Source organism: Solirubrum puertoriconensis, assembly GCF_001483135.1.
Taxonomy (GTDB): domain Bacteria; phylum Bacteroidota; class Bacteroidia; order Cytophagales; family Hymenobacteraceae; genus Solirubrum; species Solirubrum puertoriconensis.
In genome coordinates this window covers 353,384-379,634 of sequence record NZ_LNAL01000003.1, presented here as the reverse complement: position 1 = coordinate 379,634, position 26,251 = coordinate 353,384, and the positions used below count along the sequence as shown (strand labels likewise).

Here is a 26,251-nt window from a genome sequence, read left to right as displayed (position 1 = left end):
GAGCCATGGAGCTGAAAGATCTTTTTTTGACGCCTCTGTACCTAGGCATTTTCTATGGCATTGCTTTCGCGCTGCGCAAGCGGTACACCAATGCCATTACCCGCAAATACTTTATTCCTGCCCTAACGGTTAAGTTTATTGGGGCTATTGGGCTAGGGCTGATTTATCAATTCTATTACGGGGGCGGAGATACATTCAATTACTTCTCCCACGTCAAAATCGTGCACGAAGCATTCGGCAACTCGTTCGGTACCGGACTTAAGTTGCTGATGGCCCAAACACCGCCCGATGGCGACATGCTGCGTTACACGGTACGCATGTACTGGTACGAGTCCCCTACGGAATACTTCATCGTACAAGTTGCCAGTGTTTTTTCGCTGTTGTGCTTTAACAGCTATGCGGTAATTGGGCTGTGCTTTGCCTTCCTCAGTTTCTGCGGAATGTGGGCGATGTACGTTACGTTCCTGAGGATATACCCGCTGGCTTATAAGAAGTTGGCAATTGCCGTATTCTTTCTACCCTCCGTATTTTTCTGGGGCTCTGGCCTCATGAAAGACTCTTTGTGTATGGGGGCCCTTGGCTGGACGTTTTACGGCTTCTACCACTTCTTCATTGCCAAGAAGAACCTAACCACTGCTGCCCTGCTGGGTGGCTTGGGCGCGTATATCCTCATATCCGTTAAGGTGTACATTCTGCTGTCGTTCATGCCAGCAGCCCTCATTTGGGTATTTACCGAAAACAACCGGCGTATTAAATCTGCAGCCTTGCGCACCCTTCTTAAGCCAGTTTTCCTAGGCTTAGGTGTGGTTGCAGGATACATTGGCGCAACCAATCTCACTGCCGGCGACGAGAAATACGACGTTGACAAGCTCGGCGAACGAGCCCGCATTACCCATACTTACCTAAGCACCTACGTAGCCAGCGGCTCGGTTTACGACATAGGCGAATTCGATGGCTCCTTGGGCTCCACGCTGAAAGTAGCGCCTCAGGCCGTTGTGGTCTCTATTTTTCGCCCCTTCCTGTTCGAGGTACGCAACCCGGTAATGTTGCTTTCCGCCATCGAAGCCACCATGTTCATTTGGCTCACGCTGTCGCTGTTTTACCGGGCTGGCTTTGTCAAAGGCATGAGCACAATCATCGGTACGCCCATACTGTCGTTCAGCTTCCTGTTTGCCATCGTATTTGCTATAGGTGTAGGCATCAACAGCGGTAACTTCGGTACGTTGGTCCGCTACAAGATTCCGCTAATGCCTTTCTATCTAAGCGCCCTGTATATCATGCAGCACATGCAGGTGGTTAAGGCTGGCGCAAAGCGTGGCACTTCTCGGAGTGCTCAGCTAAACAGGCCTAAAAAGTTAGGACGGTTGGCCACTACCGAATAACGCTCTTCAATAGTACGGCGGGCGTTTTTGCCTAGGTTGGTTCGCAGGCTGTCATCTTGCAGCACCTGTAGCAGTGCAGCTTCCCACTCCTGCGGGGTGGTGCACACGTAACCGTTTTCGTCGTCCTGCACCACCTCGGTGTTCATGCCCACCGGCGAAACCAGCGCTGGCATACCTAGGGCCATGTACTGCAGTGCCTTGAATGCGCACTTGCCCTTGGCCCACAAATCGTCTTCTAGGGGCATAAGCCCCAGATGAAAGCCGAGCAAGTCGGCAATTTCCGTTTCCTTGCGCCAAGGCTGAAAAACCAAGCTGCGCAAGGGCAACTGAGGCGGCTGATTGGAAATCACCCGGAATTCAAAGTTTAGCTCGGGCCGCTGCTCCAACCGCTGCAGCACGGGCACCACTTGGTCGAGGTACTTCAGCGTAGAGTGCGTGCCTGTCCAGCCAATCACTACGCGCCCCTCAGTGGTACGCTCGCCTTGCACCTTAATCTGGTTGTGCAGGTTTTCGGTATCGATGGTAGTTGGATTAACAACAGCGTTACCATTGAATTGCCGGGCATAATCGCGGAGGTAAGCATTGCCACAGCTCACCTTATAAGCCCATCGGCAGATGCTATCCACCTTGTGATGCCACTTTATGCCGGCTACAATCTTGTTGGCCTCAGAGGTATTCGGAATCCAAATTGCATCGTCGAAATCGTAGATAACGCGCTTGCCCAGCACTTTGGCAATCAGCCATTCGAATACCGGCGGCCCTATCGGCGAAGCCTCGCGGTGAATGAAGACAAAGTCGGCTTTAGGCACTTGCGTGAAAAGCGCAACAATGCGCCTCCAAAACCCGCCCAAAACGCCCAACACTTTCGCCACGGCATGGCCGGGCTTGTATAAAATGGCCCACGTGCTGTCCGAAACAAAGGATTCTAGGTGCCAAGTGTGCCCTTGAGCCGTCAGGAAATCCAAGTATTGCTCAAACCGAAAACGCTGAGAGGGGGCTTTGCCGATGGGATACGGCACTATAAACAAGATGCGCATAACTTGAACCAACCGCCCTTGCGGCTACACTACAGCTTGCAAAGGTACGGCAAGGCCCAAGATTGTTGCTTACCTCCCGGGTTTTGATCTGCCCTAGGTAGCGCTTTCAGCCAATGGCAACAACGGCAGCGCCGGTGTGCTTGGCAGTTGTATTGGGTGGCAAGTAGCCCGCTCCTCTATCTTTGAACACTCCTAGGTGCTTCCCTGCCTGCAAGCAATGCCAACTCCACCAGAACATCCTTTCATCTCGGTTGTCAGCCCGGTATACCAAGCTGCCGCTGTGCTGCCCGAGTTGGCGGAACGACTTGTAGCAGAACTGCCGCATATCTCAGGTAATTACGAAATCATTCTTGTGGATGATGGCAGCACCGATACAAGTTGGACTTGCATCGAGGAGTTAGCAACTCGGAACCCACGTATACGTGGGTTGCGCCTAAGCAGAAACTTTGGTCAGCACCACGCTATAACTGCCGGCTTGGACATAGCGCAAGGCACCTGGATTGTGGTGATGGACTGCGACTTGCAGGACCGGCCGGAGGAGATTTCGGCGTTGTACCAGCAAGCACAACAAGGTTACGATGTAGTCTTGGCGGCCCGCCAGCATCGCCAAGACAGCTGGATGAAACGCGCCAGCTCGAGCTTGTTCTATCGGGCGCTGTCGTACCTCACGGGCGTAAAACAAAACCCAGCAGTTGCCAACTTCGGCCTCTACCATCAACGTGTGATTGACACTGTACGGCAATTGCGCGAGAGCATTCGCTACTTCCCCACCATGGTGCGGTGGGCTGGGTTTCGGCAATGCAGCATACCCGTTCAGCACTTAGAGAGCAAACGCCCTACTACCTACAACCTAGGTAGGAGGCTCCGCTTAGCTACCGACATCATGCTGGCCTATTCCGATAAACCCCTGCGCCTGACGGTTTACACCGGCTTGCTGATCTCGGTAGTAGCCTTCCTGCTCGGGTTGATTACGCTGATTCGTTTTGCCCTAGGCCAAATTACGGTACCTGGCTACGCCAGCTTGTTCATTTTCATGAGCTTTTTCTCCGGGCTGGTTATTCTGGTGCTTGGGATTGTGGGGCTTTATGTTGGTAAAACATTTGAAGGTGTGCGCAACCGGCCCCTGTACGTAGTTGCTGCTACCACCCCGCGTAACTCACATGAAGCCGACGCACATACCCTTTAATAAACCTTACCAGTCGGGCCGCGAGTTGCTGTACATCCAGGAAGCAATTAAGGCAGGGCAATTATCGGGTAATGGGCAGTTTACCAAGCAGTGCCAAACGTACTTCGAGCAACAGTACCACATCCACAAAGCGCTGTTGACTACCAGCGGCACGGCGGCTCTCGAAATGGCAGCTCTGCTGCTGAGCTTACACCCCGGCGACGAGGTTGTAGTGCCGTCGTTTACGTTTACCTCAACCGCCAATGCTTTTGTACTCCGGGGTGCGCGCATAGTGTTTGCCGATAGTTCGGCCGAGCACCCCAACATCGACGTTTCGCAGCTCGAATCACTAATTACGCCGCGCACCCGGGCTATTGTACCTGTTCACTACGCCGGCGTTTCCTGCAATATGGCTGCAATCATGAGCCTGGCTGAACGTTTTAACCTGGCTGTGATTGAGGATGCCGCGCAGGCCGTCGAGAGTTATCACCTAGGAAAACCGTTAGGAAGCTTTGGTCAGCTAGCCGCATTTTCCTTTCACGAAACCAAAAACCTGATTGCCGGCGAAGGCGGGCTGCTGGCCATCAACTCGCCCGAGCTAGCACCTAGGGCCGAAATTATGTGGGAAAAGGGCACCAACCGGGCCGCTTTTTTTCGGGGCGAGGCCGCCAAGTACCAGTGGGTTGATATAGGCTCGTCGTTTTTACCGTCGGAGCTGAACGCCGCATACCTCTGGGCACAACTGGAGGCAAAGGCTAGAATACTTGAGCAACGGCGCCAGCAGTGGCACCGCTACCACCATGCCTTTCGGGAAGTTGCTACCGAAGGACTAGCCGAGCTACCCGTTATACCAGCGTACGCGCAGCCCAATTGGCACATATTCTACTTGGTGTGCCGCAACCTGCCCGAACGGCAACGGCTGATTCAGCACCTAGCCGAGCAGAATATTCTGGCGGTTTTTCACTACCAAACGCTCCACGACAGCCCGTATTACCAAGCCCTGCACGACGGCCGGCCTTTGCCTAACGCCCAACGGTTTGCCGATTGCTTGGTGCGCCTGCCGCTGTATTTCGAGCTTTCTGAAGACGATCAGTTGCGGGTAATTGAGGCAGTGCTAAGCTACTTCGCTCGTTTGCGCAAAACCTCCTCGTAAAGCGCACCCAATTGCAGGTAAGTGGCTTCGGGGCTGAACTTATGCCGCACAAAGGCCCGACCAGCTTCGGCAAACTGTTGGCGCAAAGGCAGATCGGCGGCGAGACGCAACATGGCCTCAGCCATTGCAGGCACATCGCGGTTAGGCACTAATAGCCCAGAGCGCCCGTGTTCAAACAATTCCGCCGGTCCGCCACAATCGGAGGCAATCAGCGGTGTGCCAAAAAAGAGCGCGTCTAAGCAAGTGAGCGAGAACGATTCCGACTCCGAAAAATTCAGCACAATGTCGGCCTGCTTAATAACAGCTTCTACATCGGCCTCAAAGCCGCCAAACGTTACTACTTCGCTTAGCCCAGCATCAGCCACTGCGGCTACCAGTTGAGCTTTGAATTCGCGGTTTTTCTCCAGCCCCATATCGCCGCCCATAAAGCGCAGCCGCAGCCGAGTGTCTTGGGCATAAGCACGCCCGAAGGCTTCAAGAGCAAAGTTCTGGCCTTTACCAGGTATATAATTGCTCAAGTAGAGCATTCGCACAGTCCCGTCGGCCCGGGCGGCTACGCTGGTGGGCGGGTATTTTTCCTGACCCGGAATTGGATCGGCAATTACCCGCACGCGCGGCAGCGGACTAAAATACCGGTATACAGCCTGCGATACACACACCACGCGCTGCGCCACATGCTCGGCTAGCCAACGCCAAGTTCGCGCCAGGGGCTGCACCTGCGTTTGCGGCAGAAAGCGCACGTGCGTAATCAAAGGCAGCGCCGTAAAAGCTCGGGCAACAACTCCTGTTAGGTTGTAAAAATCGTTCATGTGCAGCGCGCTGGCCTTTTCGCGGCGGGTAATACGTGCCAATCGCCAGCCATTCAGCAGCAGCATAAACGGATACAACACCAGGTTGCGCACCCGCTTGCTTATCTCAACAAACGGCACTTGGTACACTTTGTAGCCGGCGGCTTCGAGCACAGCTACGCCCTTGCTGCCGCTGGGCAGCACGTACACAAACTCGAACTGATGCTGCAACCGATCTGTAGCACCCCGCATAGCATTTAGGGCTCCAGTCACTGCGGTGGAGTTATCCGCAATGAGGATGACCGGGCGCACTGGTCGGTTGACGAACTGTTCGCTCATGCGCCTAGCACCTCGTTGATGGCTTGCACCCATTGCCCAAAAATCTTTTCGCGGGTGAAGTCTTGCATCCGTTGGCTAGCGAGCTTGCCAAGGCGCTGCCGTTCTGCTTCATCGTTCAGTAAGGCGGCAATGGTCTCAGTCCATACCCGCTGATCGGCAGCCAGCGTTGCCGCTTGATTCAACATGGGCATTAACATTCCGAATTCGGCCCTTTCGGCTTGGCGAATGGGCTGAGCGGGGGCGGTCGATGCGGGTGCCAGAATTTCACGCGGTCCGGTGGGGCAATCGGTAGTTACTGCCGGTACCCCGCAAATCATAGCTTCTCCCAAGGCCATGGGAAAACCTTCCCAAGCCGAAGGGAATACAAACAATGCCGCCGGACGGATGTATTTAAAGGGATTTTGCTGCAGCCCTACGAAATACACGTCGTAATTGGGCGTGAGCTGGTGGTTGTTCCAAGCCTCGTATACCCGCAGACCTAGGGCCCGGGCGCGGGCGGTTAAGTCGTCACGCAGTTCACCGTCGCCGACAAACACGAGCTTGGCCGTCTGCTGTCGCAACAGCGCGGCAAAACTATCCAGCAACGGCGCCTGGTTTTTCTGAATGGTAAGCCGGCCCGAAGTCACCAGTACCGGCGCCGAATCATACACTGCCTGCTCCTCGGCGCTAAGCGGCTCCTGCGCTTTCGCCGTAATCCGATCTACTTCGAAGAAGTTATTGATCGTCTGTATTTTCTCGGGCTTCACGCCGAAACCGCTGATGAGTTCCGGGTTGATGTCGCGGCTAACCGTCACAATCTTGTCGGCGCGATTGTACAGGCTAGGCATTAACACCTTCTTGCGCAACCAGCCCACGGCTCCCCTAATGTTTTGGTCGTGCAGCTTAGAGCCGTGTATACACAGGATAACCTTCTCCGAACCTTTGCTTAGCAGGTTCACATAATCCGCTCCTTCCAAGTGGCTGATGCAAACGTCCGCGCGCAGCCGCTGCTTTAGGCCGCGCAGCCGGGTAATGCGGGCCGCAAAATTCCGGACCTTATCGAAGGCCGAGCCGCCGCCAGCTACTTCTAAGCTTTCTACCGGATTGTTGCTCGGAAACAGATTGCCTCCCTCAAGGTTGAATACTGCTTCGGTTACGTTGTAGTGTTTGGCCAGTTCCACGCTATGGTCGTGAAACACTCGCTGGGCTCCTCCAAGCCCTAGGTTCGGTATCAGCAGCAGTACGCGCTTAGCTGTACGTGGCGTCATAAGCAGAAGTAAATGCTACCTAGGCAGCTACCCAATACAGGCAAATTTTCGATTAACCAGGCAACAACTATACGTGCACTACTGCCGCTTTGCTAGGCAATCGTTGTATAGTTGTTCGTAGGCCGCTACGCAACGTCGCATGTCAAATTTCTGGAATGCATCCGAAGCCAGTTGCTGATGTTTTTGCAATAACGCTGGCTCCAACGCATAACGCCGCATGGCCTGATACAACTCATCAGCCGAAGCAAGACCACTTTCTGGAAATGGAATTAGCAGGCCAGCCTGTTCGCCGGTGCTCGTCTGTAGCATGTTTCTCACCTCTCCCACATCAGTCGAGATGCAGGCTTTGCCGCAAAACAAGTATTCGGCAATGGAGTTAGGCAGGCATTCGCGCAACGATGAAGCCAAAACTCCTACGTCAAACACCGTTACAAAGTCAACAGGGTTGTCGTCGAAGCCCGTGAAATGGATATCCTTTTCCGTCGCGCATTCTGCTTGCAGTTGAGTTAGCGCTGGCCCATCCCCTACCAACACCAGTGCTAAGGGCCTAATGCTCTCGCTCCGCAACCGGCGGTAGGCCTGCACCAGCGGCTCCCATCCTTTTCCGGCTACTCCCCTCGCCACCATACCGAATACCAACGCATCCGCTTCAATACCCAAAGATGAACGGGTGCGGCTTGCCGCTGGCTCCGACAGGTGGGCGTCCAGACCATTGTAGATGCGCCTTACCACTAAATGAGCAGTGGCATCTTGCGGTGTCACTTCAGGTCGGAGTACCTCTAAATTCGATTCAGCGAGGTAGGCTACGCCCTGCACACCCCGAAGAGTATCGCTAACGCGTTGCGGGTAATTAGGAATGACGTGCTCCTGACCTTTCTGGTAAAATTCCATGAACTGCTCATAATCCCCGTGCATGGTAATTACAAGCGGCACCGAAGGCATGTCGCGCAACACTTGGCTGATGAGTTCATCGCACCGGAAAGTATTGCTGCTTACCACATCAATGTTGTACTGCTCAATCGTTTGTTTCAGGTGCTTTTTCAGGATGCCAGACCTAAGGCGCAAGTCGTAGCCATGCCGCTCAAACCAGCCTTCGGCCCGCTGCAGCACAAGATCAGCCCCCGTGAAACCCGGCTGATAATGAATGAGCTTGACATCCGGCGCCAACTTACGAAGCAGGGAGTCCTGGGCGTACTGCCAGTAAAAGGTGTACAGCCATACCGAATGCCCGGCTTGTTGTAAAGCTTGCGCAAAACGCAATGCAAAAGTCTGGGCCCCTCCTGCTCGTAGCTCTTCTACGGCAACCAATACATTCATAATTACACTTTGAGGCCAACAGCCTTATTTTTCGGCTAATTTAGGCGCCAATTCTCGGTCGCTTGATCGACAATGCCCATCATCCCGTAAGTAGGCTCCAACAGCGGTTTGGCATCATAATGCGCAACCCTCCTGCCGAGCAAAAAAGGCCTTCAGCAGATTATCGCGCTAATTGAGTTGGGTCAGGCCGTATACTCGTCCGGTATGCGTGTTCTGGAGCATGCGCACTACGGCCGCCTCAAGCCTTGGTACATCAACCCAGTACTCCTTGCCCTCACGCATGTCACCTCCTACAACCACATCGTAATACCGCATACCTGCAGCATATGCTTGCCAATAATAAAGCGGCTGCAGGTAATTGCTGGGCATTATCTCGATGATGTGTCCATGATCATAATTCATAAAGAATTGCTGGATCAGGCCGGCCCCGTGCAAAGCAACCAGGTACTCCGTTTCTTGGAATAGCTGTACCTGCTCTTCCATAGTGAGGTGTTCGGCATAAACCACCTCAAAACCGTGCTTTTGCATAACAGCAATTGCTTCAACTTCATTGGCCAGGTAGCGACCGTACTTCTGCTTATCCCGGCTCAAAAAAACTTTACGCCACGGTTTGGTATCTGGCAGTTCGTACATCGTACGCATGGCCCGCCAAGTATCCGGACTGAAGTGCGCCGACTGCAGTTTGTACAGTTTGCCGACGTGCACCCATTCTTCGTTTTCAACCACGTACCAATTCAGTCCCTGCAAAAAAGCACTGCGCTTATATAGATACTGAAAGAACGATTGCTCATACATTTTGCGCGTGATGAGCAAGGGCGTGCTTTTCGGCAAATTACTCCGCTCCAACTGTTGGAGGCTGCTTAATGCATCTACGAAGTGGTGGTAATAATTACGAGTAGCCGAGCCATCGTACCAAATAGCTACTGGCAACTCCGTTGGCTGCTTAGGCCGCATCAAATGGTTCAGGATATAAGGATATTGCCGATCACCCTTATAAACCACTGTTTGCTCAACTAATTCGCGGTTAGGCCGTGTACCTAATAAACGCTCGGGCTCGAGAAGCACATCATCGATTTCAAGAACGTACTCTTCCTGAAACCGCCATCTTTCACTGTCCGCTTTGATGAACTTGCTGTACAACTCATCTTCAAAGCGTACGGGAATACCACTGAATACGTCAATTTTTTGCCGATGAATATAGTTAAAGCCTGTACCCTCTTCCTTATTCTGCCAATACTTTGCAGCAACCTTCCGGCCCAAGCCACTGTGCCACAAAAAAGAGCGAACAAGTTGATTTGCGTTTGGCATAAAATTATGACCAGTTTTCCTTAAACTTTTTACTTATTCTACTTCACAACCAACAGCACGATACTGGTGCTTGAATCGCTCAATCCATTTTAGCCATTGCGCAAATAAAGCATCTGCATCTTGGCTTGTGTCAATAAATTGCCGTAAATACTCAGGAGCGAAATCCTTGGGGAAATTATGCATCGCATCAAGGTTGCCTGCTATCCATGCTTGATTCATAATATGATTAAACCGAACCATATCAAAATCGATTTCCTTAAACCCATTCGTAGTGGACGTGATGTAGGAAGTCTGCGTGCTCTCCTTTACGAGCTTACCATACCGACTATGCGTTTGGTCATACCACGCAGATGCTTTTTTTAATTGATCTTCCTCAAGCACTATATTTCGTGCGTCCTTCCACAAATACAACCAGTATTTTTTATCAAAACATGCAGAAGCAACAGCATACAGCACATAGAATGGTAATTGATATTTCATTATCGATTGAAAGAAACCCAATCGATATGATACAGATCTAAATTTATACTTATTCATAAATACAAATTTAGTCCAGCTACTTATCTGAGGTGTAATTTCTTCAATATTCTTAGAAATAATTACTTTACGCCCGGCAACTAATGCCGCATTTCCTTGCCATGCTAAACGCAGCATCACCATGCGCTGCTCAGTCATAATGTTAGTAATCTCCGCTAAGTCAACAGGCTGAGTAATCCAGATATCATCTTCGATAAGCAGAAAAATATCACTGCTATCCTCAACCGTTTTATACCAAAAGCCAGATGGTATCTGGAACTTTTTATATACTTCTTTACCTGCTAAGTGCAGCTGCAACGCTTCTACTTTCTCCTGATAGTTGGGAGAGTATAGTATCTCCACTTCCGGAAACAAGGAGGCAATTTTCCGCAGGTATTCTGGAGGCGTGCCATCGTCCATCACTTTAATCTTACTTACACCTGATACGTACTTGTAAACGCTTTTAATGCAGCGTTCCAAGTAATAAGGTCGGTTACAAGATTTGATCAGGACGTCCATTCTGTAGAAAACAAGCGCAAAAGAAAACTTTAAAACACTACGACTCTAGGAAGTAAAGCACTAGCCAACAATGGGCGCCGAAATGGGTGGCAACAACAAATATCTCCGCAACCGAGCCGGAACGTATTGACCCATTGAGTGTCTGAGATACACTATCCAGACAACCGCCGCCATTAGCGAACCAGCACAAGCAGCGACGAGCAGAAATGGTATCCACCCGCTTAACGCAGGACGATGCAGCCAATTGACTAACCAATATACTGCAGCACCTAATACGCTGATTCCTACTACAGGCTTCAGGAGGGATTCGAAAACAAACTCCTGAATTGGTATCCCTAGGTGCTTTTGTAGTAGAAAAGGGGTGTACCAAAAGGAGGTTAGCAACGCTGCAATTATGGTACCCCAGAGAATTCCACTCATTCCGAATATTTTTCCTAACGTAATGGATATAGCCAAATTTAGCCCGGCTTCAACTAACGCTACGACACTTGATCCACTTACCACACCCTTAGCATCCAAGAAAAAGCTACCTGTGCGCGTTATGGTCTGCTGAACCATAATAACCAGTGCTAACAGCAGAATATAGTTACCGGCAAAGAAATCATCGCCTACCCACAAATTAATAAACCACTGATCTAAGCTTAACATTAACCAGAAAGCCATCATACTTAAGCTAACCATCAAGATCATCATTCTTTTGAAATGCTTTTTAGCACTTTCTGGGCCTTCATGCACTACAATTTCAGCAACAGCTGGCAAGGCATTGCCTGTAATGCTTGACAACAAAGTCATTCCAACTTCTGGAATTCGTACTGTAATGGAAAAAATTGTCACTAAACTCAAAGACAACACTTTACCAATAACTAACCGATCGGTAAACAATATTATTTGAGTTGCTATGCCATGCAGAAACATAAATATTCCATATGACATCATTGATTTCATCAATACTTGGTCGTATAAGCTTAGCTTAACTCGTAAATCAGGATAGTAACGACGCAGCAACCATACTTGCACCAACAAATTGGCCAAGAATTGAAAAGCATTTACATAAGCAAAAGCCCACAGCCCCACGCCCCTAGACAACAAAAGAATGGTTAGTCCGGTGCCTACGTTTCCAATAATAAAATATGGAGTACCAACCAGCGGCTGCCGATGATGAGCATAAAATATTCCTGCGAAGCCACGTTGCGCAAGCTGCCCTCCCACCAACAAGCTTAAAGTAATTACAATCGGAACCGTTGGCGCCGCTAAATCAGGACGCAGATTAAATAATTCAGGAACAAACGGAGCAAAAATACTTCCACTAATGGTTACCAGCAGACCAAAGAATGCGCCCGTAAATACCCCAGTGGACACGATACGATTAACCATTCCCCGGTTGTACTCATCATCGCCCCTATGCAGAGCGAGACTCCGGTTAACCGCTGTGGACAAACCAAAATCAAAAAGAGACAGATAATTTATTATCTGAAAAAATATAATCGATAAACCATAAGCCTCCTTGTCCAGAAAGCGCACCATTAGCGGAGTGCTAATGATAGCAACCAACATGGTGATTATGGTGAATACTTGTGAGGAAATGGTACCCCAGAATGCGGAACGAGAACGTGAAATGCTGCTCATCTATTTTACTTCCAACCCAAAGCTTCTCCAACAACTCAGTTGAAGCAATTGAAACGTTAGCGCTTCAACATCCTTTTAACAGAAGGGTATTTCACACCCAGAACGGCCATGCAAAGGAACACGAACAGCTTTGGCTGCTTCGTCTCGAGGAGTGCAAACCACAGCATGCGTGCCGCCTCAGGCCCGTTGCCCGCATAATAGTGCTCAGCATGTTCGGCCAATCGTTTCTTGGCCGCTACCCACTCAGCGTCTCCTCGGAAATAGGCCTTTCGATAGATCCGGAAATACGTTTCGTTGAGGGAGAGCTTGTGGCTGTGTACAGCTGATTTGTCGTGTACTCTGTAGGCCCCTAAGTTCAGCGGCAAGTAAACAAAACGAAAGCTACGCGACAGCCTTAGCCAAATATCTAGGTCCTCCGAGAATAAGGACTCGTCAGGCTCCCCAATCTCATCCAAAGCAGCGCGCCGCGTTGTTGCAGTTACTGTTGGCACATAGAACCCTTCCAATAACGGAACTATAATGTTTCCTTGCGGCGGGTTATTAGCAAAAGAAGGGTTAAAGTAATGAATGAAGCTAGAGCTTATCTCAGTACCTACGCTGTCAATTACCTTGCAATCAGTGTAAACGGCACCACAGGTTGGGCCCTGTCGATCGAATTCTGCTACCGTCTCTTCGATCAACGATGGAGCCAGAATGTCGTCGGATCCTACCAACGATAAATATTCACCTGTCGCAAGTTTACGACAATCACTAAAGGTGCGTACTACTCCCTGGTTGCGCTCGTGCTGAACGAAAATGGTAGGGAAGCCCGTCTTAGCTATCCAAGAAGTTATAACCTCGGCCGAGTTATCGGTGGAGCAGTCGTCCACCACGATTAGCTCGATGGCAGGATAAGTTTGAGTCCGGACGCTTTCAAGCAGCTGCTCTATGTATGCAGCATTGTTGTAAGAGCCAATGCCAATACTCACCAAAGGTGCATTCATAGGTCAGGGTATCAAGGCTTGCGCTCTTGAATAGGAGCCATTAAAATCTGAGGAAATGAACAAGCGTTGCCTCAAGATCAAGCCAAACGTATTTTGATCTAAGTATGCGTTACCATTTGCGCATCTACCTCTCAAAGCTAAATTACTCTGACAGCAGCTTGAAAAGATGACGAATTGTGGAGCGGCATACGAGTAGGCGTTGGTTTGCCGTCAAACCAACGCCTACCGTTAAATCATTCCTGTCTAGGCGAAATAATTACGTATGGCTTTAGCTACTAGGCTTACCTCTTGCTCTCCCATGCCAGGCCACATAGGTAAGCTGAGGGAAGTTTTGGCTAGCTCTTCGGCAATGGGGAACTGGCCCGGTTTCATGTCCAGATGCGCGTATGCCTGCTGCAGGTGCGGCGGAACCGGGTAGTGAATTAAGGTTCCGATACCAGCATCAGAAAGATGCTTCTGCAGCGCATCGCGTTCATTCGTCCGTACAACGTACAGGTGGTATACGTGTGTGCTACCCTCAGCAATGGCAGGCAGTACAACATCACCAATACCAGCTAGATGCTGGTTATACAGCTCAGCAGCACGCTGGCGCTGTTGCGTCCATTCGGTGAGATACTTCAACTTCACTGACAATACCGCCGCTTGCATTTCATCAAGACGCGAGTTATAGCCAATGACCTCGTTGTAGTACTTTTTCTGCGAACCGTAGTTACGCAGCGTGCGCAACTTATGATCCAACTCCTCGCTATTGGTAGTAATACCGCCGGCGTCACCTAGGGCGCCTAGGTTTTTGCCAGGGTAAAAGCTTGTTGCGTTAGCATCACCAAAGCTACCAACCAGTTTGCCATCGGCCATGGCGCCCTGCGACTGTGCATTGTCCTCAACTACAGCCAAGTTATGGCGGCGAGCAATGTCCATTATAGCTGACATTTCGCACGCTTGTCCGTAGAGGTGAACCGGCATAATTGCCCGGGTGCGGGAGGTAATTGCAGCCTCAATTTTGGCCGGATCCAAGTTGTACGTAACAGGGCTCGGCTCGACTGGAACCGGAACTGCTCCTACAAACGAAACCGACAACCAGCTGGCTATATACGTGTTGGAAGGTACGATTACCTCGTCCCCTTCCCCAATGTTCAATGCTCGAAGGGCAAGATGCAGAGCGTCCAAACCATTGGCTACTCCCACACAATGCTTCGTGTTGTTGAATGCAGCGTAAGCAGTTTCGAAATCCGCTACGGCCTGCCCTAATACATACCACTGACCATCGTACACGCGGCTCATGGCCGAAATTACTTCTTCCCGAATTGGCTGATGTTGCGGTGCGAAGGAGAGAAATGGAACTTGCATACGGGTTTCTGAATGGAGCGCAAAGATACGCAGAATCCTACGAGCGAGTTAACGGACAAAATATAGGGCAGGTGCTTCGCCACTCACCGCTATCCCAAGCATCGGGCCTTCGATGGTGTCGCAACCTTACATATGCATTTACCACCATTCTATCCGCCGCGCGTAGCTATGCGCTAGTCGATGCACAAAACTGCTCGGATTGTTCAATAATACTGCGCTGCACAAGTTGGGCTAGCAGTCCTTGCGCCCATTTATCCCAGTTTAAGGTAGTTTCGTAGCGCGACCTAGCGCCTATGCGCATACGGGCATAGCGCTGCTTGTCGTTGAATATTTCAAATATGGCAGTGGCAAAATCGCTCCCAGTTGCTGACAAAGGCAGCATTACGCCGCTTTCACCCTCCACCACGAAACTGCTGATGCCCCCAACATCAGTTGTGACCACGGGCAAGCCAAAGGCATTTGCATCTGCAAAGGCGATTGCAGCGCATTCAGCTCGTGAAGGCAGCAAAAAGAAATGAGCGGAGCGGAATAAGTCGTCTAACCGCTGTAAGTCCGCAGGGCTATCCATATTTAGATACGGCAGCGTGGCAAAACCAGGATGCTGGTACAAGTGCGCTTCTTCGGCTGGGGGGCGGCAGCCCACTACCGTTAGGGTAGTTTTCAACCCCATGGCATTAAGAGAAACCATGGCGTCGTAAGCTATTTTACCGCCTTTTCGCTCCCACTCCCCACCCAAGAAGAAAAGCCGGCAGGTTTCTGTCGGTGTATCCTCCTTTACATCTGTACCCGCCGCTGGCGGATTGGGATAGTTGGAACCGAAAGGGATAACTGCGATTTTGCTTGTATCAATGCCGTAGTCCTCATAAGCAGAACGAGCTGCCCACGCTGATGAGTAGCAAACCAGAGCGGCCTTATTCAAGGCGCGCTTTTCGATATAGTTAAGTTCCTTTTTAGATATATCAAGCAATCCTGATAGCCCTGGATAAAAATCAATTAGCTGCGAAAGAGTGGAATCTTCACAGTATACAATAGGAGTACTAGTATCGAGATAGGCGATTTCTGTAAATGCAGCGGGAGCAACAAGTAAATCAAACTGCTCATGCTTTAATCGTTGTTCAAACTTACGTTTGTACAGATGAGAAAGAATTATTCCCCAAGAATAATGATAACGCTTACCTGTCAGCGGCTTTATTACACGACGATTAATATTATCACCGATGCGTAGGGGCCACACCATCGGTACCGGACCTAGGGCTGTTACATCTCCAAACGTTCGCTCTAAAGCACGAAACATGGAATAATGAACACCCGACCAAGAACGTCGGTCAAGCGGGTCAGTGCTGGTCAGAAAACCAATCCGTAGTTCAGGTAAGCTAAGCATTGGGAGTTGGCTAATAAGAGATGGCCGTAGCATGGCGAGCTACAAACCATTCCCAAGTTCGGGCAATTCCTTCAGCAAACGACACTTGGGGTTGCCAGCCAGTATCTAGGTGAAGTTTTTGCCAGTCGAGCACATTAGCTGGTACATCGAACGCACGCGGAGGCTGCACTCGCAGATGCAACTCAAATCCGGCTTCGTTGGCTAACGGAGTTAACCACTCAATGACTTCGCGGTTGGTTAAGCCTGTGCCGCTGCCTAGATTGTACACCTCACCAGGAGCGCCTTTAAGCAAGGCTCCTACGATACCAGACGCTACATCCGATACATGGACATAGTCGCGAATGGTCCCATGTTCGCCAAAAAGCGTGAGTTCGCGTCCATCCAGGATAGAAGCTATTGCTGTAGCCACAAACCCCTGCCCAACATATGGGCGCTGCCATTCACCATAAGCGTTGGCAGGCCTTACGCATACAATTGGCAACTGCTTGGTTTCGAAATACATGCGGGCATACTTTTCGATGGCCAACTTTGTAATGCCATACGGGGAAATTGGCATTGTTGAATGCTGCTCGTTGATCACAGAAGCAGTAGTGCGCCCGTACACGGTTCCGCCCGAAGATATCCACACAAATTTACGTATGTGCGGCATAGTGGCAGCCAGCTCAAATATTTGAACGGCTTCCGGAAGGTTTACGAGAATATCGTTTACAGGATCCTGAAAGCTGGTTTGAGGGCTAGTGGCGTAAGCCAAATCAATAACTTCTGAAACTGCTTCAAGTACCTGCTTGATTATAGGGGTACTTGCCCCGCCTGGGTTTGCCACGTAGTATACTTCCTCGGGCATCTCAACAGGTTTGGCATTCCGCCCAATAACTACTACTTGCCGTCCTAGGTTTAGTAGTTCTGTTACAACTGCCCGACCAATAAACCCGGCGCCTCCGATAACACAAGTTGTGCGAGTTAGATCAGTAGGGAGGAGCATAGGCATAGAAAAGGACAATGATTGATTCGTAAAGAACCAAATTAAGTGCGAAAACCTGATTGATGTACGTTTGCTTTCTTGGGTGCTACATATGACGACACGTTACTATTTAGCTATTGAATGCCTTGAAGCAACCTCAATTAACTGATTAAGTAACGCTGCAGCTGGCTTATTTTCTAAACGTTGATACGTTCGCTCATACCCTTCGTGCCCCATTGATTGCCATTTATCCCTGCAAGCCCAAGCACGCTCCAAAGCAGCATTGAGAGAAGCAGCGGTTGAGGCGTCGGCTATGAATCCGGTTTCTCCTTCATCGAGCCACATACGTACCAAACCAACATCTGCTGCAACAACTGCCCGCCCGCAGAGTAATGATTCTTGCAGCACCATTGGTCCGGATTCGATTCGCGACGGAAGCACAAGTAAGTGATTCTTCGCCCAAATACGGCTGCTATCAGACACGTGGCCGTGCAGCGTTACTCTTTCTTCTAAACCATAATACCGAATCAGTCGCTCTAGATATGTTCTATCTGGCCCGTGCCCATACAAATTAAGGTGCCAATTACGCCGGTGCCATTGCTCAGCGCTAAAAGCTTCTAGCAGCACATCCTGGCCTTTCCTATCAACGTCAAAGCTGGCTACAACGGCTAATTGCGTTGTAAGCTCGGATGTATCTGCTTCCGGGTAAGCAATAGGGTAGCTCGTTGGCAAGTTAAGCGGATTTTGCACCACCCGTGCATTGGGTAACTCAGTAGCTAATTGCCGCCTAATTGTTTTTAACTGATTAGCAGATATCATTAAAACTTCCTGCGCTTCAGCAAACATTGTAGTGAACTGTTCGCGCTGAAACTCATTTAAACGTACCGGATCTTGGTAGTTATGGCAAATGAGTGAATACGGCTTCTGTCGCAACCAAGCCCTTACCTGCGCATGGTAGAAAAGATCGTTCCATCCACCTTGGCTTACCAGCACTACATCTGGTGCAAATTTTTTTAGAACGCGTATCTCATCCAATTCCCCCCCGTTCAGCACCCGCTTGAACCTGCTTTTAACACGAAAAGCCAGGCTGTCATCATATCTAGGCCGCAAATAGAATTGTGCCCCGTCGCGCTGTAAAGCTTTCAAAGGAGCTGCTAATTCGGGCCACGCATGAGTGCAAATCAAGACTTCGTGCCCCTGAGCCAATGCTTCAGCAGCTACGTCTGACCAGAGCACCTCGCTCCCCCCCCATGGGGCATCGTACATCAGGGAAACAAAGGCAATTCTCATTTGACAAGTTCCTTACTCAAATTTATGAATAGTCGTTTATATTGTACTATTCAACATCAACGCCAATAATTAAATACACAAAGTCAATAGATAAAATACAGTGATTATTATGTACAATACATTAAATTAACTCACAAAAGACAACATGTTATTTTTTAGCCATTCTTTGGTTAACCATAATGTATCTCGATGCAAATAATATTTCGACCAGCACATTTTCAAATATTTATAAATAATTGCATTTGAAAATTTTTCCCTCATAAGCAAACTAACAAACGCTTGATACGCCTTCAGTTCGATATTGACGCTTTGAACTTTTTTTAGACTAATCACACCAAATGGCAGCTGATTGTTTCTTTTCTCTTGATACAATAATGCGTTATGTACCCATGATGCATTGATTGATCCACGCGAGTGGTGCTCAAGCGTTATTTCGTAAGTAACGCAAATTCGTTTTCCTTGATGAAATATTTCGGTACAAAAGTCAATATCGTAAAAATGAAAATCAACGAATGTCTTGGAATCAAAAGGAAATTGCTCCCACAACGAACGCCGGCAGCACATCCACATGCCATCTACTACTGCGACATCGGTTAAAGGCACCTGCTCCGGATTACGAAGCTCCATAACGCGAGTACCATCCTCGAACACATTAAGCACGTTTTCTCGGCACAGCTCCAGCCCACAGCCCCACCAAGGCGCAGGTGCAGCTACCTGATGCTGGCCACCCGTAACCCCAAGAACACCAATTGACTCATCTTTAAGAAGTCGCGCAACTATAAGGCCCCAATTAGAAGTGTGGAATCGAATATCCTCATGCATAAAACACAGCAGCTCATATTGAGCTTGTTTGGCACCAAGGTTATACGCCTCACAAATACCATATTGGCCAGCACTGTTGTCGATAGCAATTATCTCATAGGCGACACCAATAGTAACAGCAACATTATTCGAAACTTGCCGCAGTGCTTCTGGGTCGCGTGAGCAAATAATTAGAGACAACATATTCGTGTTTTTAAGCCTGTTTTTTATTGGGCATTAGTTGAGAAATTATTTCATACATGGCCGGCCCTATTGTACGAATAGTGTGATGATCTTCTACACGCTGTTGTGCCACTTGCCCTTTTGCTTGAGCCAAGGCAGAATCCTTAAGCAACAAAAGCGTTTTATCTGCCATGGCATCAGTATCAAGATAAGGCACAACAAAGCCAGCATCATCTTGCACAAACTCTGGCATACCGCCCGAATTTTCAAAACACACAATCGGCTTACCGGCCAAGGCCGCTTCTAAGCATACCAACGGAAAAGGATCCTCTCTAGAAGTTAGCAAAAACACATCAAACATGTCATAGTACCCCTTTAAGTCTTTCTGTTCACCCACAAACAAAACCCGGTTTTCTAAGCCCATGTTCTGTATATCGTGTTGTAGCTCCTTAAAATATGCAGCTTCTGGTTTACCACCTACCCAAAGGAAATAAGCATCAGGGATATTTTTAATGACTTTATAGGCAACAGATAAAAAAACATCAGGCCCTTTTCTGGGTGTAAGGGACGCAATAGCTCCTACTACTTGAGCAGCATGTGGTATTCCATGCTTTTTCTTTACCTCATTTGCAGGAATTCCGCTTAAGGCATGACCATCTATAAAATCATAAACTACTTTTATTTTGTCTTCAGGAATACTGCAAAAAGATTGAAGGTAAGTTTTAACAGCATAAGATCCAGGAACAAAATAATCAACATGCTTTGAATTAATTGCAAAATTTTCTTTCGAATAATAAAAGAAAGTATAAACAAGCTCATGAACATTAATTATTAATTTTTTGTTTAATATTAATTTCAACTGAACAGCTATATCCAAGGAAACAGCAGAATTAGCAAATATTACTTGTGGGTCTTCTTTTTGGATTGCTTTGAAGATTGACTTCTTGCGTTGCGAAGTCATTCTATCCCATTTAGCTATTACTCGCTCCTTAATAGTTACAGCAGGTATTCCATGATCAAGTACGTACACCGGTCCTAACTTCTCAAACTCAGGTTCTAAGTCTCCGCCCCACATCAATACTAAGCTCACAGTATGATTGGTATTTTGTTTTATCCAACGCATTAAATGCAACTGGGTAAAAGGGGCTCCAGTACGAGAAGCTTCGTGCAGTACAAAAAGCAGGTGCGCCATTAGTCAGATTTTACGAAAGCAAGTAGGCTGTTGCTAGTCAGGTAGGTTTACTTTGATTTGAATACAAACCATAATAGGTCGCGGACGCCCAAATGCGGTTGGGCCAATAACAGAGGCAAGTTTCGGCTTACTAGCCACACCTTCAAGAAGCTTGAAAGACGAGTTAGGGGATGCAAAACAGCCTTCTCTGTGGGGCGGTACTGCATACGGTACAAGTAAGAATCGTTGGCTCCGGTAAAGCAGGTAGCAGGAATAGTGTTTTGGCTTGCGTTACCGGCAGCCGCAACTGCTTGTTCGTAAATTCTTTTAATATACTGCCGAACAGCTTCCGGTGCATGAACCCGACTGTTGCGCTGCTCATTCTGCCCGGCCGTTGCCCGCGCTTCTGCATCTTGCACCAAATTTCTGATCTGATTCAGCCATTCGAAACGCGAAGCGGGGTAATGTACTGGCTCGGGATAGTGGCTGATCAAGTACGTGTTCAGCAAGGGCGGATCGTACATACGGCACACTGGCTTGCCCAATGCCGCTACCTCCAAGTAAGCTGTAAACGAGGAAAATGGGTACCCCTCCAGATAAATGTCGCACGCATAATGGTATACAGCTAACTCTGGAGTAGGTGGCACCAGCCGTAGACGCGGATGAGAGTAACGAGTACCCAACTCTGATTCGGGCGCGACACCTACTACTACCAATGTAGCCTCTGGGCACTGCTTCAACATTGTCAGCGCATCTGCGAAGAAATCGCGCTCATCCAAAGGCTCATATTTGTAAGCAGCCCCAATAGATAGCAGCATTACTTGCTCCTGACGGATACCTAAAGCCGCACGAGCTTCCTCGTAGGCACCTGCAGGCACCACTTGGGGAACAACCGGGATGGGTAACAAGCCAAAGTTCCTTATGCCCCGGCGCTCTGCATCTACAGGCACTAAATTGTCGCGAATTTCTAGCAGAACATCGCACACACTAACCCCAGGCCAGTACCGATGGTCGCCGTGATTGAGTACGCAAACCGGCACCTGCCGCCCGGCATCGGCCAGCGCCAATACAGGCACTACATCATCGGGATGGTGATGCAATACGATAACATCGTACTGTGCAGCAATTCCAGCTAGTTGCCGAGCTTTCTCGAAATCACTGACCTCGTCAAGTAATATTACCTTACCGTGAGTTGACGCTGCAGCGGCTGTTATAAACGCAGGCACAGGCTCTGTCTGGCGCGTAAGCAGCACGTCGTGGCAACTATCAGGATCATGGCGAATCCAATTCTCCAATAATCGAGTGTGCCCCCCAACTTCAAATAGAGCTGTGGCATAGTGCAACACCCTACGGGGCTTTGTGCTTGCTATTCTTGCTATGGGCGTAATCCCGGTTACAGCGCGCAGTCGCGCTAGTAAGCGCTCCAAGCGGGCTTCAGCGTAAAAACCGCTGAAGCAAAAGGTGGCATGCCATGCTGCTTTGTTGCAGAACTGCAAGGCTGCTTCCCACTCACCTTGCCTGGTAAGAGCCTCGGCGCAATCTACCAGCCAATGATAAAAGGCACGGTTGGCACGTATTCCCCGGACTATTTTATCCATGCAAGCCCGCTTCGGTGAAACGAACAGTATACTGCAAGTCGGGCCGAATGACGCCTGGCAATACACTGTTGTTGCTACCTAGGCTCTCATTCAAAACTTCGAACTGCAGGATATCGTCGGTTGAAAAGAGCAGGTATCTTTGGTTTTCGCCGAAAATCAGCTTGAACTGATACGTGCCTGTATTGAGCAGGTGGGGCGGCAATTGAGCCGATACGGTGTAAATACCGCGCCGGGCATCTTGTTGAGTTGTAATGAGGGCGCCGTGGTGAAAAACAGCTACCTCATCCATGTTGCGCAGCTCAAACGTGGCATCGAGGTTTATGCCTGGTCGTTGGTTGAAAAAGGTCAGCTCAAACTCCAGCCCCGAGGAGATGGAAATCTGCTCGCCTTGCAGGGGTGTAACCTGAAACTTTAGGATACGAATGTTGTCATTGCCAGGAGCAGTTTCCAGCGGGCCATGATGCTCGAAGTAGGAGTTGGTATCGCTGGAATTCTGGTAAAAGTTTACGGCCTCAAGAGCTCCACCCTCAAACACCGGCGTTCCATAGCGCATTACCAGCCCGCGGTTGCAGAGTTGCTTAACGGCGGCCATGTTGTGACTTACAAATAGCACAGTACGGCCATCATTGGTGCTTACGTCCTTCATACGACCTAGGCACTTTTTCTGGAACTCCGCATCACCAACGGCCAGTACCTCATCCACGATCAAAATTTCGGGTTCCAGAAAAGCAGCTACTGCAAATGCCAAACGCACGTACATGCCGCTGCTGTAACGCTTCACGGGTGTGTCCACATACCGCTCCACGCCCGAAAAGTCTACTATCTCATCGAACTTGCTGCGTATTTCGGCTTTGGTCATGCCCAGAATAGCCCCGTTGAGAAAGATATTCTCGCGGCCAGTCAGTTCCGGATGAAAGCCAGTACCTACCTCCAATAATGAAGCAATACGCCCACGCACTTTTACTCTGCCAGTGGTAGGAGCTGTAACTTTCGAGAGAACTTTGAGCAAAGTGGATTTGCCGGCCCCGTTACGCCCGATAATCCCCAGTACTTCGCCTTGCTGCACCTCAAAATTAACGTCCTTCAATGACCACACGAAGTCGCTACTGCCCTTGCTGGTACGATCGTTCGTTTCACCAATTTTGGCATAAGGGTCTTCTTTGCCGCGCAGCCGAGCCCATACCCGGTTCAAATCGTGGCTGAGGGTGCCCGTACCAATTTCGCCCAAGCGGTACAGCTTGCTCAGGTTTTCTACTTGAATGGCAATATTGCTCATAGTAGTATGTGTCAGCAGATAGCCTACACCGTGTCGGTAAAGCTCTTCTCTACTTTATTGAAAACAACAGTACCTAGGAGCAAAATGACTACAGTGGCCACCAAGCTATAGCCTAGGTAGGCCCAACTGAACGAGCCAGTTCCGAGAAAACCGTAACGGAACGTTTCAACGATAGGATTGAGCGGGTTGGCCAAAATGAACCACCTGTAAGGATTAGGCAAGCTTAAGAGCTTACTGAGCGGCAGAATCACTGGGGTAGCATACATTAGCAATTGCACCCCAAACGTCAGCAGCATGGCCAAATCGCGGTATTTGGTAGTGAGGGCACTGAAAATCATGCCTAGACCTAATGCTAACCCTCCCATAAGCACTACCAATAGTGGCGTGAGTAGCAGAGCACTGTTTGGGTGAATAGCTTCTGTGGTAAGCGTAAAATATGCCCACACTACCAGAAACAGCCCAAGCTGAATGCCAAAGCGTACCAGATTGGATAGCACAATAGACAAAGGCATGGTTAGGCGCGGGAAGTATACCTTACCGAAAATAGCCGCATTGGCAGTGAATACGCTGGAAGTAGCCGTAAGTGCCTGCGCGAAATAGTTCCAGATGGTGACTCCTGCCAGGTAGAATGCTAGTGGAGGTACGCCTCCAGTGTCGAGGTTTGCAATACCACTGAACACGACCACGTAGGTGATGGTAGTGAGCAACGGCTGGACAAAGAACCAGATCGGGCCTAGTATGGTCTGCTTATACGTGGAGACAAAATCACGCCGCACAAACAACATAACTAGGTCGCGGTAACGCCATACTTCCCGTAATCCCAGATCGAGCAGACGGGTACGGGGCTGGATTATCTCACTCCACTGATTGTCATCGGACGAGGAACTCGCTGCCCGGCTTGCTGGCGCCGTGGGGACTTCTGTTGTCTGCACAAATGGTCTCGTTAGTATTTCGCCCGGGATGGCAGCCCTAGCAATCTGGGGCTAAAGCAGGTCCCAATGCCAGGCAAAGGTAGCCAAACATCTTTAGTAGCTCGATTTCATGCCCGTTGCAGTCAAGGCAGCAATAGGTTGATGTGTTACAATTAAAGATTGACAATTACACTTAAATTAATTACTAGAATTGTAAAAATCTATTAATCTTCTCTTTTGCGACACTCAGTTTTACCTAGTAACCAGCACTTATCGACCTATGCTCTTCATTCCCTTGAATATTATACAACACTAATCACTCAAGTAATAAAGTTGCCCGCATTATTAAGTCAAAAATTTACAACAACGTAATATTACATATCATAAACCATCATAATTCAATTTTTAATGAGCTTACTCTGTAGCTTGGTATTTAAATATTCAGTTTAATTATTGATTTTTTCTATATTCTTGTAAGTTCCGATCATCCATATCCTGTATAAAGTGTAACTTACCAATATTAATATCAAACCTTGAATAATAAGATACGGTGTAGCAGACCAAGGCCCAAAGTTCATAAAGTAAGCTTGTTGCGGCCATAGAAGAAAAGCACTCTTCTCAAAATTTGTCATAGGATAAATATCACCAGGAGTTCCGAAGTATGGATTGAAATAATTTAGAGGCAGCCATCCTTTTGAAATAAATAACGTCAACACCAATGTAGACCAAATAATTTTCGGGGTAGCCATTACTTTATCGGCAGCAATAGCTGCGAATAATGTAAGCAAAGGCAACACATTAGCCATTTGACGAGTCTCATTATTGACAGCTTGAATGAACACTGCCATTAACATAATACCTGCTCCAAGGCCTAGCTCTCCCACTGCATCTAACACTTTGTTCCAAAATAGTAGTAGCAGAATTATTGGCAAACCATAGTAAACAGCATGACAAATAAGTGACTGACCTGGCCGCTGAAGTGCACCATAAGTCAGGTTGATAGCAAATTGCTGAGGAGTCAGATAAGGATTGGTTGGATCTCCTAAAACTCGAGTCAATAGGAAATAGGAGGTTAGCAGCAGAATAATATATAGCCAGCGGAAATCAGCAGTGAGTATTTCATTTAGTTTCGGAATTATTTCGCTCCAACCGGGAAGTAATCTTTGAGCTAATTTAAATTGAGTGTAGCCCAGATAAGCAGCAACTAGCATCAACGACACAGGAAGCAACGGACGTACGGCAGGTGCTAATCTTTGCAATTCGGGAATTTGCTTAATATAAATAACTAATATAAACAAGCCGCATACCGCACTGGCAATACCCACTCCCCATAATGCACTTAGCACCGGGTTATCCGTCTTAGGTTTCTGTATCTTGGAAGGTATAAATAGCATAACTAAATTAAATAGCAGAGTAGTAGGCCAAATAACTAACGCGATAATAGAATTAAAAAATAAAAATAGTTTTTTTTCAGTAAAATAGAAATACAGACTAAGCAATCCTGATGTTAAAGCTAGCCTATCATAGGTAAAGGGTATATAGAAATCATGCTTGAGAGTAGCAAAGTTGATGAGCATACCCAAATAACCTACCCACTGACCCGACAGACCTAGCTTGAGACGATTAGCAAGTTTGTTCCATATTTCGATAATAATTATAGCTAGCACAAATTGAAATATTTGAAAAAACAAAAGCATATTAAAGTCAGAAAATTCAATATTAAATAGTTTAAAAAACCCATAGAGTAATACATAAGGAAATATTCTTTGAATGCTATAACTGTTCATCTTTTCAATGAACAAATACTGATTTACATCTTTTGCAAGTGGCTTATAAATAGTAAATCCTTCGAATCCAAACCCTCCGTTGTAAGGCATGATATCTGGAAATACCCAGTAATAAATGGTGACAGACACCATGAATACCAGAAAGAAAATGCGTGGATTACGATA

General features: G+C 48.5%; 21 protein-coding genes. 3 read left to right on the top strand and 18 right to left on the bottom strand.

What is annotated here, in order from left to right:
* The first annotated feature begins 5 nt into the window (after positions 1-5).
* Positions 6-1,382, top strand: a complete 1,377-nt coding sequence (locus ASU33_RS02040; RefSeq protein WP_059067628.1) for a hypothetical protein — start codon at positions 6-8, stop codon at positions 1,380-1,382.
* Here ASU33_RS02040 and ASU33_RS02035 read toward each other — a convergent pair.
* The gene (locus ASU33_RS02035) at positions 1,334-2,419 is read right to left on the bottom strand and encodes a glycosyltransferase family 4 protein (RefSeq protein ID WP_059067625.1); all 1,086 of its coding nucleotides are present in this window, start codon (positions 2,417-2,419) and stop codon (positions 1,334-1,336) included. The two genes, ASU33_RS02040 and ASU33_RS02035, sit on opposite strands and share 49 nt — an antisense overlap.
* 217 nt (positions 2,420-2,636) lie before the next feature.
* On the opposite strand from ASU33_RS02035, the gene ASU33_RS02030 reads away from it, so the two are divergent.
* Both ASU33_RS02030 and rffA read left to right on the top strand, forming a co-directional pair.
* Positions 2,637-3,605, top strand: a complete 969-nt coding sequence (locus ASU33_RS02030) for a glycosyltransferase family 2 protein (RefSeq protein WP_059067623.1) — start codon at positions 2,637-2,639, stop codon at positions 3,603-3,605.
* Positions 3,580-4,737, top strand: a complete 1,158-nt coding sequence (rffA, locus tag ASU33_RS02025; protein ID WP_059067621.1) for a dTDP-4-amino-4,6-dideoxygalactose transaminase — start codon at positions 3,580-3,582, stop codon at positions 4,735-4,737. The genes ASU33_RS02030 and rffA overlap by 26 nt, the downstream gene beginning before the upstream one ends.
* On the opposite strand, the gene ASU33_RS02020 is transcribed toward rffA, so the two are convergent.
* The 17 genes from ASU33_RS02020 to ASU33_RS01940 all read right to left on the bottom strand — a co-directional run bounded on the left by ASU33_RS02020 (position 4,704) and on the right by ASU33_RS01940 (position 26,218).
* Positions 4,704-5,777 carry a glycosyltransferase family 4 protein gene (locus ASU33_RS02020; protein WP_059067619.1) on the bottom strand — a complete coding sequence of 358 codons (1,074 nt, stop codon included), beginning with the start codon at positions 5,775-5,777 and terminating at the stop codon, positions 4,704-4,706. The two genes, rffA and ASU33_RS02020, sit on opposite strands and share 34 nt — an antisense overlap.
* A gap of 83 nt (positions 5,778-5,860) precedes the next feature.
* The gene (locus ASU33_RS02015; RefSeq protein ID WP_059067617.1) at positions 5,861-7,111 is read right to left on the bottom strand and encodes a glycosyltransferase; all 1,251 of its coding nucleotides are present in this window, start codon (positions 7,109-7,111) and stop codon (positions 5,861-5,863) included.
* Positions 7,112-7,189: 78 nt separating this feature from the next.
* Positions 7,190-8,428 carry a glycosyltransferase family 4 protein gene (locus ASU33_RS02010; RefSeq protein WP_059067615.1) on the bottom strand — a complete coding sequence of 413 codons (1,239 nt, stop codon included), beginning with the start codon at positions 8,426-8,428 and terminating at the stop codon, positions 7,190-7,192.
* A gap of 168 nt (positions 8,429-8,596) precedes the next feature.
* The gene (locus ASU33_RS02005; protein ID WP_078062798.1) at positions 8,597-9,736 is read right to left on the bottom strand and encodes a glycosyltransferase family 61 protein; all 1,140 of its coding nucleotides are present in this window, start codon (positions 9,734-9,736) and stop codon (positions 8,597-8,599) included.
* 33 nt (positions 9,737-9,769) lie between these two features.
* Positions 9,770-10,771 carry a hypothetical protein gene (locus ASU33_RS02000; protein WP_059067610.1) on the bottom strand — a complete coding sequence of 334 codons (1,002 nt, stop codon included), beginning with the start codon at positions 10,769-10,771 and terminating at the stop codon, positions 9,770-9,772.
* Between the two features lie 60 nt (positions 10,772-10,831).
* Complete coding sequence (locus ASU33_RS01995; protein ID WP_078062797.1) at positions 10,832-12,397, bottom strand: lipopolysaccharide biosynthesis protein; 1,566 nt, start codon at positions 12,395-12,397, stop codon at positions 10,832-10,834.
* A gap of 56 nt (positions 12,398-12,453) precedes the next feature.
* Positions 12,454-13,380, bottom strand: coding sequence for a glycosyltransferase (locus tag ASU33_RS01990; RefSeq protein WP_059067605.1), 927 nt, complete (start codon positions 13,378-13,380; stop codon positions 12,454-12,456).
* Positions 13,381-13,623: 243 nt separating this feature from the next.
* Positions 13,624-14,727, bottom strand: a complete 1,104-nt coding sequence (locus ASU33_RS01985) for a DegT/DnrJ/EryC1/StrS family aminotransferase (RefSeq protein WP_059067603.1) — start codon at positions 14,725-14,727, stop codon at positions 13,624-13,626.
* A gap of 166 nt (positions 14,728-14,893) precedes the next feature.
* Complete coding sequence (locus tag ASU33_RS20920; RefSeq protein ID WP_160328115.1) at positions 14,894-16,108, bottom strand: glycosyltransferase family 4 protein; 1,215 nt, start codon at positions 16,106-16,108, stop codon at positions 14,894-14,896.
* A gap of 10 nt (positions 16,109-16,118) precedes the next feature.
* A complete protein-coding gene (locus ASU33_RS01975) occupies positions 16,119-17,090 on the bottom strand; it encodes an NAD-dependent epimerase/dehydratase family protein (protein WP_059067599.1) in 972 nt (323 codons plus the stop codon).
* Positions 17,091-17,195: 105 nt separating this feature from the next.
* The gene (locus tag ASU33_RS01970; RefSeq protein ID WP_078062795.1) at positions 17,196-18,359 is read right to left on the bottom strand and encodes a glycosyltransferase family 4 protein; all 1,164 of its coding nucleotides are present in this window, start codon (positions 18,357-18,359) and stop codon (positions 17,196-17,198) included.
* A gap of 126 nt (positions 18,360-18,485) precedes the next feature.
* On the bottom strand, positions 18,486-19,364 hold the full coding sequence (locus ASU33_RS01965; RefSeq protein WP_059067596.1) for a glycosyltransferase: 879 nt from the start codon (positions 19,362-19,364) through the stop codon (positions 18,486-18,488).
* A 10-nt stretch (positions 19,365-19,374) separates the two neighbouring features.
* A complete protein-coding gene (locus tag ASU33_RS01960) occupies positions 19,375-20,535 on the bottom strand; it encodes a glycosyltransferase family 4 protein (RefSeq protein ID WP_078062794.1) in 1,161 nt (386 codons plus the stop codon).
* Between the two features lie 47 nt (positions 20,536-20,582).
* Positions 20,583-22,112, bottom strand: coding sequence for a glycosyltransferase family protein (locus ASU33_RS01955; protein WP_059067592.1), 1,530 nt, complete (start codon positions 22,110-22,112; stop codon positions 20,583-20,585).
* Positions 22,105-23,388 carry an ABC transporter ATP-binding protein gene (locus ASU33_RS01950; protein ID WP_059067590.1) on the bottom strand — a complete coding sequence of 428 codons (1,284 nt, stop codon included), beginning with the start codon at positions 23,386-23,388 and terminating at the stop codon, positions 22,105-22,107. The genes ASU33_RS01955 and ASU33_RS01950 overlap by 8 nt, the downstream gene beginning before the upstream one ends.
* A gap of 23 nt (positions 23,389-23,411) precedes the next feature.
* The gene (locus tag ASU33_RS01945) at positions 23,412-24,212 is read right to left on the bottom strand and encodes an ABC transporter permease (RefSeq protein WP_286130402.1); all 801 of its coding nucleotides are present in this window, start codon (positions 24,210-24,212) and stop codon (positions 23,412-23,414) included.
* Between the two features lie 533 nt (positions 24,213-24,745).
* The gene (locus ASU33_RS01940; RefSeq protein ID WP_059067587.1) at positions 24,746-26,218 is read right to left on the bottom strand and encodes a hypothetical protein; all 1,473 of its coding nucleotides are present in this window, start codon (positions 26,216-26,218) and stop codon (positions 24,746-24,748) included.
* Between the last annotated feature and the right edge of the window lie 33 nt (positions 26,219-26,251).

What these genes read in the sequence shown, in the direction of transcription:
- ASU33_RS02040 (WP_059067628.1), top strand. Translation starts at nt 6, where the DNA reads ATGGAGCTGAAAGATCTTTTTTTGACGCCTCTGTACCTAGGCATTTTC.
- ASU33_RS02035 (WP_059067625.1), bottom strand. Translation starts at nt 2,419, where the DNA reads ATGCGCATCTTGTTTATAGTGCCGTATCCCATCGGCAAAGCCCCCTCT.
- ASU33_RS02030 (WP_059067623.1), top strand. Translation starts at nt 2,637, where the DNA reads ATGCCAACTCCACCAGAACATCCTTTCATCTCGGTTGTCAGCCCGGTA.
- rffA (WP_059067621.1), top strand. Translation starts at nt 3,580, where the DNA reads ATGAAGCCGACGCACATACCCTTTAATAAACCTTACCAGTCGGGCCGC.
- ASU33_RS02020 (WP_059067619.1), bottom strand. Translation starts at nt 5,777, where the DNA reads ATGCGGGGTGCTACAGATCGGTTGCAGCATCAGTTCGAGTTTGTGTAC.
- ASU33_RS02015 (WP_059067617.1), bottom strand. Translation starts at nt 7,111, where the DNA reads ATGACGCCACGTACAGCTAAGCGCGTACTGCTGCTGATACCGAACCTA.
- ASU33_RS02010 (WP_059067615.1), bottom strand. Translation starts at nt 8,428, where the DNA reads ATGAATGTATTGGTTGCCGTAGAAGAGCTACGAGCAGGAGGGGCCCAG.
- ASU33_RS02005 (WP_078062798.1), bottom strand. Translation starts at nt 9,736, where the DNA reads ATGCCAAACGCAAATCAACTTGTTCGCTCTTTTTTGTGGCACAGTGGC.
- ASU33_RS02000 (WP_059067610.1), bottom strand. Translation starts at nt 10,771, where the DNA reads ATGGACGTCCTGATCAAATCTTGTAACCGACCTTATTACTTGGAACGC.
- ASU33_RS01995 (WP_078062797.1), bottom strand. Translation starts at nt 12,397, where the DNA reads ATGAGCAGCATTTCACGTTCTCGTTCCGCATTCTGGGGTACCATTTCC.
- ASU33_RS01990 (WP_059067605.1), bottom strand. Translation starts at nt 13,380, where the DNA reads ATGAATGCACCTTTGGTGAGTATTGGCATTGGCTCTTACAACAATGCT.
- ASU33_RS01985 (WP_059067603.1), bottom strand. Translation starts at nt 14,727, where the DNA reads ATGCAAGTTCCATTTCTCTCCTTCGCACCGCAACATCAGCCAATTCGG.
- ASU33_RS20920 (WP_160328115.1), bottom strand. Translation starts at nt 16,108, where the DNA reads ATGCTTAGCTTACCTGAACTACGGATTGGTTTTCTGACCAGCACTGAC.
- ASU33_RS01975 (WP_059067599.1), bottom strand. Translation starts at nt 17,090, where the DNA reads ATGCTCCTCCCTACTGATCTAACTCGCACAACTTGTGTTATCGGAGGC.
- ASU33_RS01970 (WP_078062795.1), bottom strand. Translation starts at nt 18,359, where the DNA reads ATGAGAATTGCCTTTGTTTCCCTGATGTACGATGCCCCATGGGGGGGG.
- ASU33_RS01965 (WP_059067596.1), bottom strand. Translation starts at nt 19,364, where the DNA reads ATGTTGTCTCTAATTATTTGCTCACGCGACCCAGAAGCACTGCGGCAA.
- ASU33_RS01960 (WP_078062794.1), bottom strand. Translation starts at nt 20,535, where the DNA reads ATGGCGCACCTGCTTTTTGTACTGCACGAAGCTTCTCGTACTGGAGCC.
- ASU33_RS01955 (WP_059067592.1), bottom strand. Translation starts at nt 22,112, where the DNA reads ATGGATAAAATAGTCCGGGGAATACGTGCCAACCGTGCCTTTTATCAT.
- ASU33_RS01950 (WP_059067590.1), bottom strand. Translation starts at nt 23,388, where the DNA reads ATGAGCAATATTGCCATTCAAGTAGAAAACCTGAGCAAGCTGTACCGC.
- ASU33_RS01940 (WP_059067587.1), bottom strand. Translation starts at nt 26,218, where the DNA reads ATGGTGTCTGTCACCATTTATTACTGGGTATTTCCAGATATCATGCCT.